This is a genomic window from Streptomyces coeruleorubidus, assembly GCF_028885415.1.
In the GTDB taxonomy this organism is placed as follows: Bacteria; Actinomycetota; Actinomycetes; order Streptomycetales; family Streptomycetaceae; genus Streptomyces; species Streptomyces coeruleorubidus_A.
Genome location: NZ_CP118527.1, coordinates 5,050,015 through 5,065,570 on the forward strand (window position 1 = coordinate 5,050,015; position 15,556 = coordinate 5,065,570).

Consider the following 15,556-nt stretch of genomic DNA (forward strand, 5'->3'; position numbering starts at 1 on the left):
CCGTGAGCCGCTACGACCCGCGCGGCAAAGTGAACCGGGCGCTGCTGGTCGGTGTGTCCGAGTACGACCACACGGCGCCGGACACCCAGGGCGTCAACGGCCAGCTCCCCGCCGTGCGGCGCAACCGGATGCTGCTCGAGGACGCCCTGCACCAGGGCAATGTGTTCGGTGCGGGCGAGGTGAGGGCCCTGGCCTCGCCGACCCCGGACGAGTTCACAGGGGCGCTGCGCCGCGCCTGCCGTAAGGCCAGAGGGCTGCTGCTGCTCTACTTCGCCGGGCATGCCGTCACCTCCACCTCCGGCAGCGAGCTGCACCTCCAGATGCGCACCGCGCGGGTGCTCACGGGCGACGAGCTGCCTGGCTCGGTCAGTTTCAGCCAGGTGCTGGGCGAGCTCGTCGAGAGCCGCGCCGAGCAGGTCGTGGTGATCCTCGACTGCTGCTACGCGGGCAACGCCGCGGGAATCTGGCACCGCTTCGACGATCCGAAGCGGAAGAAGGACAAGATCCTGCTGCTGATGAGCGTGCAGCCCAACCGTTGCATCCTGGGCGGGGACGCCGACGTCCCGACGCCGTTCACCCGTGAACTCGCGCACGTCCTCGATGAGGGCGGGGAGGTGTGGCTCTCCAAGCTGTATTCCACGGTGAAGCAGCGGATGGCCGAGGCGAAGTACAAGCTGGAGGACAACGACACGCAGCGGCCGCAGGCGTTGGCTCCTCCCTGGGACTCGGACGCGGACGTGCTGCTGGCGGCGGGCCCGGTGATCACGCCCTTTCCGGACGACCCCCCGATCCCCCGCTGGCGCCTCTGGCTCCGGAGCACCTTCGCCCGCGCCCGGAAGGCCGTCGGCCGGCTCGGCCGTACGGGACTGACGGTTCTGCTGGCGGTGCTCGTCACCGGCGCCGGCGGCTACGGCGTCCTGGTCCTGGCCGGCGGCTCCGGCCACTGCGGCCCGGCACGGGAGCTGCGTCTCCTCACCGACCCCGATCTGGAACCGGCGATGCGGGCGGCCGCGGACGCCTACGCCGCCTCGGACGCCAACACGACGGACGACGGCTGCCGGCGCAGCGGCGTCACCGTCTACAGCGCCGGTGCCGCGGGCGTGGTGACCGCGCTGGGCAAGCGGACCGACGCCTGGCAGCAGCCGCGCGACGACGACAACCCGCAGCGGGACATCGGCCCGCAGCCGGACGTGTGGATCCCCGCCGCCCGCGCGGACGTCCGCCGGGTCACCGCGGCCCAGGAGGACCGCGTCTTCGCCCGGCTGGAGCCGGACGCCGAGCCGTTCGTGTACTCGCCGGTCGTCCTGGCCGTCCCGGAGGGCCTGGACGACGCCGTCGAGCCCACCGGGCGGACGCTGTCGCAGCTGGTCACCGGCCTGGAACAAGAGCTCGGCGAGGCCGAAGTGCACCGCCCCGACCCGGAGTTCGCCGACTCGGCGCTGCTGGCGACGGTGGGCCTGTACGGCCGCGGAGCCGACGCGCGCGGCGCGGAGCGGCTCATCACGCAGTCCGGCCGGCCCGAGCCCTCCGCCGTCAGGCTGCTGTGCACGCTGGCCGACGTCGGCGCCGTGGACGACCGCAGCGCGGCCCTGGTCCCGGAGTTCCTGCTGAAGAGCGGCGTCGGCTGCCACCCGGCCACGCGCGCCCCGCGCACCGCCGCCTACCCCGACGACGTCCCCGGTCTGGAACCCACGTTCGTGCGGGTGCGCTGGGAGGACGGCGAGCGGGACGCCGACGCGCGGGACGCCGAGGTGGACCGCTTCCGCTCCTGGCTGACCGGCGACGAGGGCCGCGGGGTGCTCGGCGAGCAGGGCTTCAGGTCCGCGCACGGCGAGCGTCGCCTGCTCGATGCGAAGTCGGCCCCCGAAGGGCTGATCGACGAGGTCCGGCCGGCGGGCTCCGCCGACCCGTCGGAGATGGACACGGCGCTGGAGAGCTACGGCAACGCGCACGGCCCCGGCCGGGTCCTGTTCCTCCTCGACAGCTCCGGCTCGATGGCCGGACTGTGGGACGGATCCAGCGGCGGCCCCGGCATCATCGAGCAGACCCTGACCGGCCTCGGCGGGGAGGACGAGTACGGGGTGTGGGCGGTGCACGGTCTCGGCGGCCGCACGCACACCGACCTGCTGCCCTTCGGCACGCACTCCCGCCGGGAGGCCGAGCGCGCCCTGGACGCCGCCCGGGTGCGCGACGCGGAAGCCGATCCGTCCGCCGTCCTGCCGGAGGCCCTGGAGTTCATGCGGGAGCGCGGCACCGGCGACGAGCGGCCGCAGCTGATCGTGTACCTCACCGACGGCGAGGACGACAACCGCCTGACCGGCGGCGAACTCAAGCAGGTGGTCGACCGGGCCCGGACCGCCGGCGTGCCCCTGGCCATGGTGACCCTGAAGAACGGGGCCTGCGACCGGGACCGCCCCGGCACGCAGATCGCTCAGGCCGGCCGGGGCCGCTGCCTGGACGCCGGGGACGACCTCGTGCCCACCCTGCGCGACGAGGTCGCCCGCACCGGAACGGGGGAGGAATGATGGCCCGACGCCTGGCGGCCGCCGCGCTGTCCCTGCTGTCGCTGACGCTGGCGGCCTGCACCGGCGGTGACGTACAGGAGCGGCCGCAGGGCGCCGATCCCTCGCCCCGGATCGTGGTGGCCAGCGGCCAGGACGTCACCGGCAAGAACGGCATCCGCCAGCAGCTCATCGACGCCTGGAACGCCAAGGAGGGCGAACACGGCTACCGGGCCCGGCTGGTGGAGCTGCCCGGCTCGGCCGACCAGCAGCGCAGCCAGCTGCTCGGTGCCCTGCAGTCCGGCAGCGCCGAGTACGACGTGGTGAACCTGGACGTGACCTGGATCCCGGAGTTCGCCGACGCCAGCCTGATCCGGCCGCTGAGCGACTCGGCCGTCAAGGACCCCGAGGACCTCATCAAGTCCGTGGACAGCACGTCGTACTGGGACGGCAAGCGGTACGCGGTCCCCTTCAACAGCGATGTGGGCCTGCTGTACTACCGCAAGGACCACCTGGTGAAGGCGAGTGCCTCCCGGACCGACCTCGGCGACGACGTCACCTGGGACGAACTGCGGGAACTGCTCGGTGCCCTGACCCAGGCCGACATCGAGGACTACGAGGCGATCTGGACCACCCAGCTCGCCGCGTACGAGGGCCGTACCGTCAACGCGATCGAGGCCTTCGCCTCGGCCGTGCCGGGCTTTCGGCTGACCGACGGCGACGGCCAGTACGTCGCGACCCAGGAGCAGCTGACGGCGGGGGTGACCGAACTGCGGGAGCGCACGGCGTCTCCGTACCTCCTGGAGGGGGCCGCCGAGTCCCGCGAGGCCGAGTCGCTCAGCGCCTTCGCCGAGGGCCGCACCACCTTCCTGCGGCACTGGCCCTACGTCTACCCGACCCTGCACGAGACCTTCGAGGGAAACCTCGGTGTGGCCCGGCTGCCCGGCAGGGCGGTGCTCGGCGGCCAGAACCTGGCCGTCACCTCGTCCACGTCCGAGCAGCGCGCGGCGAAGGCGGCCGAACTGATCGCGTTCCTCACCGGCCCGGACAGCGAACGCTGCCTGTTGCGCGCCGGTTTCGCCGCGACCCGCACCTCGGCCTACCAGGAGCCGGGCACCGCCCCGGAATGCCGGCACGCCCCCGCGTACGCCGAGGGCCCCTCGGCGTCGCCCGGCGGAGAGAGCACCGCCCGCATGGTCCCCGACCGGATGGCCGACGGCACCAGCTACTCCCGCGACATCCTGCTCCCGGCCCTGAGCGAGGCGGTGGACCGCCCCCGCACACCCCTGTACGGAGCGGTGACCCACACCCTCACCACCGAACTCGACGCCCTCTACGGCCCGCCACGCGGGCCGGGCGGAAGCCGGCCGGGTGACGTGGAGGTGGCGAAAAGCCTTGACGAGGCGTTGAGGAAAGTTTTACCCGGTTGAATCTCCTCCCGCTGATGTTCACATTTCCTCCATTGCTTACGTGCGTCGCCGGTGGGTAGCGTCTTTTTCGCACTGACCATGCAATTCGAAAAACCGAAAACGGGGACGGACTTCGTGAGCATACGAAGCAAGGGAATTTCTGCTGTCATCACGTTCGCCATGACCGGCGCGCTGTGCGGCGTCGGAGCGCAGGCGGCACAGGCGGCACCGGCCCAGCCGGAACTCCGCGCCGGCGCGGACGAGATCTGCGCGGTCCTGGGGATCGGCAGCGGCGCGGCGGGCCTCACCAAGGCGCTGGCCAAGGGCGCTTCCTGGGTGGGCATCGGCGCCAGCATCGGGTGCTACGCGTACACCAAGGCGAAGGAGGCCACGCCTGCTCAGAGGCGGGCCGCCATGATCGCCTCCTACAAGAAGTACCAGGCCATGAGCGACATCAAGAAGCTCGATGCGCTCGGCTACTACTGCCGTAAGAAGGACGGCGGCGGTGGCGGCGGCACGGATGTCGCCCCCGCCAACCCGACCGTGAAGGCGGGGTACCGCGACATCAGGATGAAGGGCGTGACATACAAGTGCACGGCTACCGGGGACTGACCGGCCGTCGCGGCCCGGGCTATGGAGAACGCCTGCTGTTCTCCATAGCGCTGGTCGTGGTGAGCCTGTTGTGGATCACGCAGGACATGGCTGCGTGGGCGACGGCGACGTGTGCGGTGGGCGCCGCCGGTGGAGCGGTTGGGGTTTGTTATTTCGGCTGGCATTACATTCGCGCCCGAGGGAATTCGCACTAGCCGAATTGAATCAACCCCTGGAATTCACTGATTGAATTCCTTGCTCACGTCACACTCGAACCAGACGGTCTTGCCGGGCCGGTCGGGCAGTGGATCCCACCCCCACCGGTCCGTGACGGCGTCGACGATCAGCACGCCGCGTCCGTCCTCGGCGAGTTCGTCCACAGCTGTGGACAGCGGCGGCCGCGGGCACGTGTCCGTGACCTCCACGCGCACCCCGCGCCCGTCCGGCCGCCGCGCCAACAGCACGGCGGCGCGCCGGTCGGGCGTGTGGCGTACGACGTTGGCGACCAGCTCGGTGAGGGTGAGACAGGCCGGCTCGCACAGTTCGGCCATCTCCCAGGCGGTGAGATAGACCCTGAGGATGCGGCGCAGATGCCGGGCGGAGTGCTCACCCAGGGTGAAGTCCGTGCCATACCTGGTGCCAAGTCCGCCGCCATGGTGGGCAGTTACGTGATTCATGCCACCAGCGTGAAGTCATGTGGTTACTCTCGGCTACAGACCGAAATGAACGCCGCGCGGCGTTCGGACCTGGGGGTGACCGCTTCATGCCCAACATCCGCCGACTCGACCCCACCGCCTCGCCGTTGGACTACTTCGGCTCGGAGCTCCGCCGCTACCGCGAGAGTGCGGGGCTGTCCCAGAAGGAACTGGGGGACTGCATCTTCTGCACGGGCTCGCTGGTGGGCCAGATCGAGACGGCGCACAAGGTCCCGACCAGGGAGTTCGCGGAGCGGGCGGATGCGGCGCTGATGACGGACGGTTGTTTCTCGCGGTTGGTGGGGTTGGTTCTGCGGAGCCAACTCCCGGCCTGGTTTCAGGCCTATGCGGAGATGGAGGCGAAGGCGACCTACATCTCCACGTACCAGGCTCAGTTGGTGTACGGGCTGCTGCAGACGCCGGAGTACGCGAGGGCGGTGCTGGGTGCGCTTCAACCGGACAACCTCGACGAGTTGGTCGAGGCCCGGCTGGAGCGGCAGCGCCTCCTGCGGAAGGAGAAGCCGCCGCTGGTGTGGGTAGTGCTGGACGAGGCGGTGTTGTACCGGCCCATGGGCGGCCGGGAAGTGATGCGAAACCAACTGGCGCACCTGTTGCGTTTCCGGAACGAAAGGCGCTTGAAGATCCAGGTGCTGCCGTTCTCGGCCGGGGAGCACCCGAGTGTGCAGGGTTCCTACAACCTCCTGCGCCTCGATGACGACCCGGACATCGTCTACACCGAGGACTTTGTGCAAGGCCACATGACGGCCAATCCGGATAGTGTCAGCGAAGGTTGGCTCCATTACGATCAAGTGCGAGCTGCTGCCCTCTCGGTACGGGACTCGGCAGACCTGATCGCCCACGTGATGGAGGAGCGCTATGGAGACCAGCCTGCAGCTGAGGAGCGCGACGTGGCGTAAGTCGTCGTACAGCGGGAGCACCGGGGGCGATTGTGTCGAGGTCGCCGACCTTGGTACTCCCGGTGCCGCCATGCGCGACTCCAAGAACCCCGAGGCCGGCATCCTCACCGTCTCCCCGCATGCCTACGCGGCCTTCGTCGCTCACGTGGCCGTGAAGTGACTGCCGCGCCCGTGCGGAGCGAGTGGCGTAAGTCGTCGTACAGCGGCAACACCGGCGGCGATTGCGTCGAGGTCGCCGACCTCGGTGCTCCCGGCGTCGCCTTGCGCGACTCCAAGCAGCCCGAGGTCGGGATCCTCACCGTCTCTCCGGAGGCCTACACCGCCTTCGTGACCTACGTCAGCGCGTGAAGACGAAGTACTTCCACGTGCCGTACGTCGTCGTGTTGACGTTGTCACCCGACGTCGGGTCGATGTAGGACGAGCGGATCCGGAAGCGCGGACCGACCGGCGGCGTGCCGTCGAGCGTGGTCGCGTCCTTGCCGTAGCGGTCGAGGGCGAAGTACTCCGCGGCCGTGGTGCGCCACGCGCCGTCGGAGTAACGCTGGACCTGGAGCTGGTACTTGCGGCCCGGGTACATGGACATCGTCGTGTTGTGGACGGGGTCCTTGGACTGGCGGAAGTAGAAGTACTTCTGGTTCCAGGCGGTCGCCGACTTGTAGTAGCCGCTCAGGGTCGTCGAGATCTTGACCCTGGTGTAGACCGAGTTGGTGACCGTCTTCGCGGCGTACCGCGTGTCGCCCGTGAACTTCGCGCTGACCTTCGTGTCACGGGTCAGGTGGACCGTCGCCGCGAGGTCGCCGGCCGAGTCGACCGTGCCCTTCTTCACCAGCGTGCTCGGCTTGTCGGAGCCGTACGGGTCGGCCCAGATCTCGACCGTGCGGTTCTTGTACGTCGTGCCGAGGTGCGCGGTGAAGGTGACGTCACGGCCGTAGTCGTACACCTTGCCGTTGTTGGTCAGTGTCAGCGTGGTCGCCGTCTTCGCCACCGTCGTCGATGCCGAGGCCGTGGCGCCCGCGTGGTCGGCGTCGCCCGCGTACGTGACCGTGTACGTCACCTTGCCGCCGGCGGGCGGCGTGTCCGTGAAGGAGTACGAGCCGTCCGCGGCGACCGTCGCCGTGCCGAGCGGCTTGCCGGACGGGGACTCGTCGTCGGTGCGGGTGACGGAGACCTCGGTGGCCGCCGGGAAGGCCGCCGACGAGGACAGCCTGCCGGTGAGGGTCAGGGGCTTGGCGCGGGTGGCCGTGGCGGGGGCGTTCGCCGTGAGGGTGGTGGACGTCTTGGTCGGGGCGTCGAGGATCCGCAGCGAGTAGACGTTGCTGTCGTTCTCCGAGATCGCGAACAGCTTGCTCTCGTCGGGTGCCCAGGCCAGACCCGCCGGGGCCAGGGTGTCGGCGCCGCTGCTGGTGCCGGTGTTGGGGAAGTCGTACTGCTTCAGCGGCGTCGAGGTGCCCGGCTTGAAGACGTGGACGTCCGGGTCGTACCAGGAGAAGGTGCCCGCCGCGACGTCGCCGTTCGGGGCGATGTCCACCGCGTTCGGGTAGGTGTTGGTGACGTACTTGCCGTCCGCGGACAGGTCCGTGAGCTTGTAGACCGCCTGGTAGTACGGGGCGCCGCTGGCCGTGACGACGTCCTTGCCGTCCGGCGTGACCGCGAGATCCTGGAGGTTGCCGCCGCCCGTGCTGCCCGGGTCGAAGGCGTACGCCGTACGGGTCGCCGTGCCGGAGGAGACGTCGTACACGGCGAGTTCGACCGGGCTCTGGCCGGGCGCGCCCGCGGCGAGCGTGCCCGGGGCGCCCGGGGAGGCGTCCAGGATCGGGGCCTCGTAGAAGGTGCGGCTGGTGTCCTGGCCCAGGGTGAGGCCCGGGTCGGTGGCGTTCGGGTCGAGGGAGCCGATGTTGCCGTTGCCGGAGGCGCCGTAGCTGAACCACAGCCTGCCGCCGGCCAGGGCGACGTACGCCGGGCCGGCGGCCTGGCCCGTGGACCAGCGGCGGGTCTCGGTCGCCGTGGCCGTGTCGATCGCGACGACCGCGGTCGCGTCGTGCACGGCCGCGTACAGGGTGCCCGAGTCGGGCGACAGCTCCAGGCCGTGGACGCCGGGCAGCGAGCCGACGGTGCCGACGACCGTGCCGGCGTAGTTCGTGACGACGACCTGGCCGGCGGTCGGGTCGCTGATGAAGACCCGCTGGTGGACCCCGTCGACGACGATGTCGCCGGTCGACTTCACGGGCAGGGGCGCGCTGGAGTCGGCAGCCGCCGACCCGGCGCCGGTCGCGACGAGCGTGAGCGAGCCGAAGAGGACCGCGAGCGCCGTCGCGGCCGAGAGAGTGCGTCTGTGCAAGGTTTTCGAACCCCCCGGAACGAAAGAAGTGATCAGCAGGAAGAAGTGATCAGCCTGCGCAGGCTAGAGCACCCCACTGACACGCGGGTGAACCGGGACGTAAGACGTCGGTGTGACTGTCTCATCGAGTGAAGGACTGGGCGATGAGAGCCGCCAAGTCGTAGAAGGCCTTGCGGAGTTCGCCGTCCAGTCGGTCGAGGCGGGCTTCGCCCGTGTTGGCCAGGTAGGAGCTGTGGGGGATCGCCACGATGCCTCGGCACAGATGGCGCAGGTCGGCGTCGCGCTCGATGATGCCGTGCGGTCCGCGGGGCGCTCTTCCGACGGGCTGTGACTTCGAGACGACGAGGACGCTGCGCGCCAGCAGTTCCTTGTAGCCGAGCCCCAGCAGGCGGTTGAAATACTCCACCTGGGCTCCCGGGAGCAGGTGCGAGAGGGAGTCCACGACGAGGACGAGTTGGTCGGCCTGGCTCAGAACGGCGCGCTTGCTCTCGTCGAGGTCGGTTGTGTGGGAGTCGGTGATCAGGATCTCGTAGTGCCGCGCCAGGACGTCGCAGACCCGTCTCACCTGCTCCGGCGGTGGCGTGGGCAGGCCGACCAGGTCCGTCAGGACGTCCGCCCCCGAGTACATGGTGGACACGTAGGTGGCCAGGTCCCTGGGCGCGTTGATCCGGTCGAGGATGCGGATGAGCGCGGACATGCCCTGGCCCCGGTTCCGGTCCACCCGGAACCCCAGCGTGCCGCGCCCGGGGTCGGCGTCCACCACGATGGTCCGGCCCTGCCGCTCGACGGCGAAGACCGTGGCCAGGAGCGCGGCGACGGTGCTCTTGCCGGAGGAACCCGGCACGCCGAGAACGGCGATCCTGCGGCAGGAGGGTACCCGCGTGGAGATCAGTTCGGATCTCGCCTGCGGGTCCATCGCGGCCACGAGCCTCCCGTCGTCCCCCTGCATGCCCAGGCGGGCGGCCAGTACCTCCGCCAGTTGCCCCGCGGTGGGCCGGCTGTCCGGAGACCTTGCGTCGCACGTCTCCAGCAGGGCCCTGAGTTCGTCGAGGTCCACCTCGGGTGCGAAGGCGATCAGGGCGGTGATGAGCCGTCCCAGCGCCTCGATGTCCGCGCCGAGGTCGTGTTCCGCCCCGTGCGTCGACCAGAACCAATCTGTCAGGAGCACGCTCCGGCCCAGGCATCGGACGGTCTGGGCGTCGATGTTCCCGTGCACCAGGTCGGCGCGGTGGCTGGTCTCGACTGCCTCACACAGGTGCCAGGCCAGCTCCAGGGCTGCGTCCGGTTCCAGGTCTTCACGAGCCAGGACCGTGGCCAGCGGCTCGGCCGGGACGCCGTCCGGCGAGTGCGGCGGGACCTCGGCGACCCAGGGCGGCGTGCCGTCGAGGTCGCTCGCGACGAGCCGGGGCGCGTACCGGCCGGCCAGGCGTCGCAAGGCGCGTTCCTCGGTGCTCAGAAAGCCCTGGAACCGGGTCTCGGCCGTGACGACGACGACCTCCGCACCACCCGGGTCCCGTCCGAGGAACTTGCGGCACAGCCTGTCGTCGAAACCCCTGGCATGCACGGTGTACGGCCCGATGCGCCACGGGTCGCCCGACCGCAGCGGCCTCCAGACGCTTCCCATGCGCCGCTCCAGACTGCCGACGCCGAAACGCGCGGCCAGACGGGGGCCGATGGCCGCGAAGGCCCGGGTCGAGGACGGGATGCGTTCCTTGCCCTCGGGGTGGGCGAGCCAGGCGGGGAAGTCGGGCGAACGGCCCGCCAGTTGCTCCAGACGTGCGCTCACGGTCCTGCCGGTCTCCACGACGTCGGCCAGCGGTACGGCGTTGAGCAGCACGTCGCCGATGTCGCTGTCGAAGTCGAAGAGCTGGTGCTGCGGCGGCAGGCACTCGCCCGGCGCCGCCGGAAGCGGGCGCAGCAGTCCGCCGAGGAACACCTCGGCCAGATGAGGGGTGTCCGCCCAGGGGATGGCCGCCTGCACCAGCCGCATCACGGGCAGGGACAGGGGAGCGACTCCGGCCAGATGGGCTGCGAGCCGGTACGCCTCGGGGGTGGCCGCGGAATGGAAGCGCCGCAGCCTGGGCAGCCCCCTGTCGGCGGGCCGGGGCAGCCGCGGCCGGGGAGCGGCCAGCAGGGGCAGCGTGGCGGACGCGGCCGGGGCGGCCACCAGCCGCACCCAGGCGGAGAGCGCGGCCGGTGCGGGTTCCAGCACCGGCACGGGAACCCCGCGGAAGGACATGACGTCCGGCGGCAGCACCGGATCGGTGACGACCCACTCGGCGTTGGCCGAGCCGCGTCGTCCGCTGAAGACCTGCCAGCGCTGGGCGCGCAGGCCCGAGCCGCCCCACATGCGGGGCGGGAGCGCGTGCACGACCGCGGTCGGGCCGCACCGGGCCCAATCGCTCAGCGTGCTGTGCATGCGGCCGTCGCGCCAGGCCCGGCCCACGCCGTCGCTCACCAGGAGGACCAGTGTCCGGCCCGTCGGGTCGGCGACCAGGTGCGTGGGCATCCGGTTCGCCTCGTCGGAGAAGGGCCGTCCGCGCAGGTACACCTCGTCGCCCCGGGTGTGCAGTCCGTAGGTGCGGATCATCCGGAAGGCGCCGGCCCGGCGCAACAGGGCGTGCAGTTCCGTGGCGAGGCGTTGCCACAGCAGCATGGACATGCCGTCGTCGACGACCAGAGCGAGGTCGAGCCAGCGCTCCGGGGCCGGCCGCAGCACCACGTCGGGCAGCCCGGTCTCCGCCAGGGCGTTCACGGTGGCCTCCTCGTCGAAGTGGTAGCGCGAGGTGCTGGGGCGGGACTGCTTCAACGGCCTCAGGACTCGGCCGATGAGCAGTTCGTCGGCCAGGGCCTTGGCCTCGGGCACGCGCAGTGGCATCGCCCGCGTCTCCTCGGCCTGGGGCGTCACGGCCGGTGGCGCGGTTTCCGGTTCGGGGACGGAAGCGGTGGTTTCGGGTGCCGGGCGGGACTTCAGCCCGGGGCCGCCGAACAGACCGGCCTCGCCCCCGGGCGCCTCACGCGGCCTGCCCCTGTCGGACTCGGCCGTGGTGGGCGGGACGTCGGCCCGGGGGGTGGCGTCCCGGTGGAGGGGCAGGGTGTCGGGGGTGCCGGTCAGCCGTCGTGCCAGCCATAGTGCGTCGAGCAGTTCCTCCTGGGAGAGGCTGACCCCGCAGTCGGCGAGCACGTCCAGCGCGAACCGGAGCTCGAACCCCGCGGTGTCCCCGGGCATTCAGATTGTCCCGCCGAGCCGGTGCAGTACGGCCTCCAGCAGTCCGTCGGCGTCCAGGTCGACCCCGCCGGCGCGCAGGAACACCGCGTTGAGCAGTTGGTCCGTGGCGAGTCCGCCGCGCTGCTGGCGTCGCAGGAAATCGTCGAGCAGATCCTGGACATCGGCTGCCGCCGCCTCGCCCAGGTGGGCCAGGACGATCTCCCGCAGGCGCTGACTGTCGGGCGGCGGCAGTTCGAGCCGTACGCATCTGCGCAGGAACGCGGGCGGGAAGTCGCGTTCCCCGTTGCTGGTGATCACCACGACGGGGAACTCGTCGCACCTGACCCGCCCCCGGGTCACCGTGATCCGGGTGTCGGGGTCGGCGGACAGCACGTCGACCACGGACTGGTCCTCGGGCAGCCGGGCCAGTTCGGGGATTTCGTACTCGCCCTCCTCGAAGACCGTGAGCAGGTCGTTGGGGAGGTCGACGTCGCCCTTGTCCAGTTCGTCGACGAGCAGGACGCGCGGCAGCGGCCGGGGCACCATGGCGGTGCCGAGAGGGCCGAGCCGGACGAAGGTGCCGATCTCTGGCTCCTCGCGTTCCTGGTCCCGGGTCAGGGCGGTTTCGCGCAGCCGGCCCACGGCGTCGTAGCGGTAGAGGGCCTCGCTCACGGTGGAGCGGCTGTTGACAGGCCAGTGCAGGACCTCCCCGAGCCGGAGTTCGTGCGCGATGGCCCGGGCCAGGGAGGACTTGCCGGTTCCGGGCTGGCCGGTGACGAGCAGGGGGCGGCGCAGGTGCAGCGCGGCGTTGACGACGTCGGCGTGCCCGGGGGAGATGAGGTAGGGGGCCGCGCTCGTGCCCGACCGCCGGCCGTCGCCGAAGCGGCGCCAGGGCGGGGCGGGCGGAAGGTGGTCGATGCCCCGGGGAACGCCGTCCCCCCGGAAGAGCCGCCAGGATGCGTCGGATGTCATGCGAGCTCCTCCGAGGGGTCGTCGAGGTAGAGGTCGTCGGGCAGCGGGCCGTTGTCGTCGGACCAGGCCAGCACGGGTCGTCCGACGTGCACGTCCGGTTCGTTCCAGATGCCTCTGCGGTACCGGCGCACCTCGTGGGGCAGCGCCGCGGGGGGAACGTCGGCGAGCCGGCTCTCGGCATGCGTCCAGCCCTTCTCGCCCCGTCCGAACAGCACCACGGGCATGCCCGCCGCGAGGCAGTACTGCACCACGACCTCACGGAAGGCGGGGTCGACCTCTCCTACCACGGCGCCGACGGCGTCCATCTCACCCGCGAAGCGCCCGTAGATCTCGTCGAGACTGCCGACCGAGGCATCGATCCGCACCAGGACACCCCGGTACAGGCGCCTCTTCCGCTCCCGGAGGAACTCCGCGTCGGTGCCCTGCTCGACCAGCTCCGGGCAGGTGAACACGACGGGGAAGTCCACCCCGAGGGTCCGGTGCGTGTTCAGCGGGCCCGGGGCCTTCCACCAGTGGGGATTCAGATCCAGATCCGCACGGTCCAGGAGCAGTTCGACGATGGGCAGGGTGCCGGTCCGCCACAGCAGGGAGGCGGCGGTGAAGATCTGCGCGGCCGTCCCGGTGACGTCCCGGATCTGCCCCTCGTCGGAGTGGACACGCTGCCATGACGTCGTCTCGCGTCGCCACATACGCAGGGTGTAACGGCAGCTGTCTCCCTCACCGTCGACCCGCCTCAGGCGCACCAGCAGCCGCGGCGCGTTCCGGTTCGGCGCCCGTAGCCGCCCCGCGTGCTCCCTGGCCAGCGCCAGCCGCTCCGCCAGCGCCGCTCGGTGCCCCTGGGTGCGCCGGACGACTGTGTCGCACCAGCTGACCAACGGGGTCGCGAGGTCGTCGGGTGACGCGGCGGCGACATGGAGGACGAAGCAGACCAGAGCGGGCAGCAGCGGGCTGCTCGGCTGCTCGGTCGCGGGAGCGCGACGGCTGCGTTCCAGCTGGTCGAGCAGCGCTTCCAGGGCGCCGGAGGCCGCGTCCGGATCCAGCCAGGCCTCATCGGTGAGCACGGCGGCGGGGAGGTCGATGTCGGGCAGCGCGTCGAGGACGAGAGCGGGGATGGAGGCGGTGATCCCGTGCGGCAGCGACTCGAGCAGGGCCGTCAGATGTTTCCGCTCGGTTTGGGTGAGCAGCGTGCTGTGCGGGATTCGCGCGCCCACGTCCAGGAGTTCCGCTACGGCACCGGGTTTGGTCGCGAACAGCACGTGGGTGAGCTCGGCCAGGGCACGGGGATAGGTGAGCAGCACGCGTGCGAACTCCTCCACGGACGGTGCGGAACGGTCGTCGGGGTGGGCCAGGCCGCACTTCCTGGCCACCTCACGGCCGCACTTGGCCAGCGCCTTGGGGGTGTCCACCTTCCGGTTCAGGATGTTCGCGAGGTCGAAGGCCTCGCTCGAGGTGTCGGGTTCTTCCGAGTCGTGCGGGGCGTCGAGCAGGTGCGCGGCGCCCGCGGCGGCGAGTTCCTCGCGGACGCGCTGGGTGGGCAGGAACCAACTGCGGCGGCGGACCTGGTCGGGATGGTGGGCTCGTTCCTCGTCCCCCTTGAGCTGCGCCACGACCATGCCGACGACGGCCCGGTCCTCGGCGAACCAGACCGGGCCGCCGCTGTAGCCGTGCTGAATGGTCGCTCCGCTGTCGCTGCCGTCCACGACGGCGAACGCGAATTCGGGGTCGACCGCCACCACCTTGCTCCGGGCCAGAGAGAACTCGGGCCGCCCCGCCGGATGCCAGGCGCAAACGGGCAGTCCCTCGGTGACCGGCCGCCACGGGGGCGGTACGAGGTTCGGTGGTAAGCAGCGCAGGAGTTCGAGTACGGCCAGATCGCCCTTCCAGTGCAGCTTCGTCCGCTCGCGTACCGGTATCCAGACCATGACCCGCGCGTCCTGCCAGTGGCCATCGACCCGTACACACAGGAGGGTCTTCTTGCCGGGGTGCGCCGCGTCGTACTTGTCCTTCCTGCCCAGGGCCAGGTTGACGACGTGTGCGGCGGTGAGGACGCGGCTGCCGGGCAGCAGGACGCCGGCGCCGACGCTGCCTCTTTTCCCGGAGCGCGGGAACACGGAAACGGTCGCCGGGCGGGACGGGCCCGGCGAGGAGAACCACGGCAAGTCGGCGCCCTAGACGACGGTGCCCTGGCCGGGGGCGGCCGCAACGACGTTGTCCGGGACGGGCCGCCAGGTCGCCGAGACCTTCAGGCTGCTCGCGCTGTTGACGCCCACGATGCCGAGCTTCAGGTCCTGCCCGAGCTGGAGGCCGAACTCGACGCTGAACTCCTGTGGCGGGTCATCGACCGAGGTGACGGTGGCGTGGACCTCCCGCAGGAGCGGCCCGAGGGGGCTCAGCGCGCCGCGCACGGTCCCGCCGACCAGCACCCGCGCGGCATCGCGCAGCCGGCCCACCGGCTCCGCGCCCCGCATGCCGTCCGGCACGTCCTCGAACTCCCCGTACTCCTCCGAGTCCGGCTCCTGGCCGTCGGCCTGAGGTCCCCCGACCGGCGACAGCTCCAGGCGTATCACCGTGCTGTCGTCCAGCAACAACTCCGCGTATTGCGTCATGGGTCACAGTGTGCCCACCACGGATCCGCGACGAGGCCTGTTTCGACGAGTCCGAGCCGTATTCGATTCCCCTGGCCGACCAGGGCGGAGGCGAGCAGCCGAGCCCTCAGCCGTGCCGCTGATCCACCGAACCGGCCGTCTCGTGTGCGGACGGCGGCTCCGCCGCTCTCGCCGGCCCCGCGTTCGCCGCCAGCAGCAGGGTCGCGACGGCGACGACGGCGGCGGCGAAGCCTCTGGCGTACCGCTCGGGGGTGCGTGGGCGTTCGAGCACGGCGACCTCGCAACAGGGGCGGCGAATACGACAGCAGCGTGTTAAGCA

At 71.1% G+C, this 15,556-nt stretch carries 13 protein-coding genes; 6 read left to right on the forward strand and 7 right to left on the reverse strand.

The genetic code is table 11. The features are described from left to right. The first annotated feature begins 2 nt into the window (after nucleotides 1–2). The 3 genes from PV963_RS23465 to PV963_RS23475 all read left to right on the forward strand — a co-directional run bounded on the left by PV963_RS23465 (nucleotide 3) and on the right by PV963_RS23475 (nucleotide 4,522). Entirely contained in the window at nucleotides 3–2,525 is a 2,523-nt protein-coding gene (locus PV963_RS23465; RefSeq protein ID WP_274817717.1) for a vWA domain-containing protein, read from the forward strand. Next, entirely contained in the window at nucleotides 2,525–3,931 is a 1,407-nt protein-coding gene (locus PV963_RS23470; protein WP_274817718.1) for an extracellular solute-binding protein, read from the forward strand. Before PV963_RS23465 ends, PV963_RS23470 begins: the two co-directional genes overlap by 1 nt. 114 nt (nucleotides 3,932–4,045) lie before the next feature. Next, the gene (locus PV963_RS23475) at nucleotides 4,046–4,522 is read left to right on the forward strand and encodes a hypothetical protein (protein WP_274817719.1); all 477 of its coding nucleotides are present in this window, start codon (nucleotides 4,046–4,048) and stop codon (nucleotides 4,520–4,522) included. 218 nt (nucleotides 4,523–4,740) lie between these two features. Here the strand turns inward: PV963_RS23475 and PV963_RS23480 are convergent, their stop codons facing one another. Next, complete coding sequence (locus PV963_RS23480) at nucleotides 4,741–5,178, reverse strand: ATP-binding protein (RefSeq protein ID WP_274817720.1); 438 nt, start codon at nucleotides 5,176–5,178, stop codon at nucleotides 4,741–4,743. An 86-nt stretch (nucleotides 5,179–5,264) separates the two neighbouring features. Here PV963_RS23480 and PV963_RS23485 point away from each other — a divergent pair, with 86 nt between their 5' ends. From PV963_RS23485 to PV963_RS23495, 3 genes are read left to right on the forward strand one after another with little or no spacing between them, the layout of a single operon-like run. Next, complete coding sequence (locus PV963_RS23485; protein WP_274817721.1) at nucleotides 5,265–6,113, forward strand: helix-turn-helix domain-containing protein; 849 nt, start codon at nucleotides 5,265–5,267, stop codon at nucleotides 6,111–6,113. Beyond that, entirely contained in the window at nucleotides 6,073–6,273 is a 201-nt protein-coding gene (locus PV963_RS23490; RefSeq protein ID WP_274817722.1) for a DUF397 domain-containing protein, read from the forward strand. Before PV963_RS23485 ends, PV963_RS23490 begins: the two co-directional genes overlap by 41 nt. Then, on the forward strand, nucleotides 6,270–6,461 hold the full coding sequence (locus PV963_RS23495) for a DUF397 domain-containing protein (RefSeq protein ID WP_274817723.1): 192 nt from the start codon (nucleotides 6,270–6,272) through the stop codon (nucleotides 6,459–6,461). Before PV963_RS23490 ends, PV963_RS23495 begins: the two co-directional genes overlap by 4 nt. On the opposite strand, the gene PV963_RS23500 is transcribed toward PV963_RS23495, so the two are convergent. From PV963_RS23500 to PV963_RS23525, 6 genes are all read right to left on the reverse strand, one after another. Further along, nucleotides 6,451–8,451: an Ig-like domain-containing protein gene (locus PV963_RS23500; protein ID WP_274817724.1), complete on the reverse strand. Its 2,001-nt coding sequence runs from the start codon at nucleotides 8,449–8,451 to the stop codon at nucleotides 6,451–6,453. The genes PV963_RS23495 and PV963_RS23500 overlap by 11 nt on opposite strands. Before the next feature lie 121 nt (nucleotides 8,452–8,572). Further along, entirely contained in the window at nucleotides 8,573–11,680 is a 3,108-nt protein-coding gene (locus tag PV963_RS23505; protein WP_274817725.1) for an SAV_2336 N-terminal domain-related protein, read from the reverse strand. Beyond that, the gene (locus tag PV963_RS23510; RefSeq protein ID WP_274817726.1) at nucleotides 11,681–12,631 is read right to left on the reverse strand and encodes an AAA family ATPase; all 951 of its coding nucleotides are present in this window, start codon (nucleotides 12,629–12,631) and stop codon (nucleotides 11,681–11,683) included. Then, complete coding sequence (locus PV963_RS23515) at nucleotides 12,628–14,790, reverse strand: trypsin-like peptidase domain-containing protein (RefSeq protein ID WP_274817727.1); 2,163 nt, start codon at nucleotides 14,788–14,790, stop codon at nucleotides 12,628–12,630. Before PV963_RS23515 ends, PV963_RS23510 begins: the two co-directional genes overlap by 4 nt. Nucleotides 14,791–14,799: 9 nt before the next feature. Continuing rightward, the gene (locus PV963_RS23520; protein WP_274817728.1) at nucleotides 14,800–15,237 is read right to left on the reverse strand and encodes a CU044_2847 family protein; all 438 of its coding nucleotides are present in this window, start codon (nucleotides 15,235–15,237) and stop codon (nucleotides 14,800–14,802) included. Between the two features lie 106 nt (nucleotides 15,238–15,343). Further along, nucleotides 15,344–15,508, reverse strand: coding sequence for a hypothetical protein (locus tag PV963_RS23525; RefSeq protein WP_274817729.1), 165 nt, complete (start codon nucleotides 15,506–15,508; stop codon nucleotides 15,344–15,346). Nucleotides 15,509–15,556: the final 48 nt, after the last annotated feature.

Coding starts and splice junctions, on each gene's coding strand:
- PV963_RS23505 (WP_274817725.1), bottom strand. CDS start 11,680: ATGCCCGGGGACACCGCGGGGTTCGAGCTCCGGTTCGCGCTGGACGTG.
- PV963_RS23485 (WP_274817721.1), top strand. CDS start 5,265: ATGCCCAACATCCGCCGACTCGACCCCACCGCCTCGCCGTTGGACTAC.
- PV963_RS23510 (WP_274817726.1), bottom strand. CDS start 12,631: ATGACATCCGACGCATCCTGGCGGCTCTTCCGGGGGGACGGCGTTCCC.
- PV963_RS23490 (WP_274817722.1), top strand. CDS start 6,073: ATGGAGACCAGCCTGCAGCTGAGGAGCGCGACGTGGCGTAAGTCGTCG.
- PV963_RS23480 (WP_274817720.1), bottom strand. CDS start 5,178: ATGAATCACGTAACTGCCCACCATGGCGGCGGACTTGGCACCAGGTAT.
- PV963_RS23520 (WP_274817728.1), bottom strand. CDS start 15,237: ATGACGCAATACGCGGAGTTGTTGCTGGACGACAGCACGGTGATACGC.
- PV963_RS23470 (WP_274817718.1), top strand. CDS start 2,525: ATGGCCCGACGCCTGGCGGCCGCCGCGCTGTCCCTGCTGTCGCTGACG.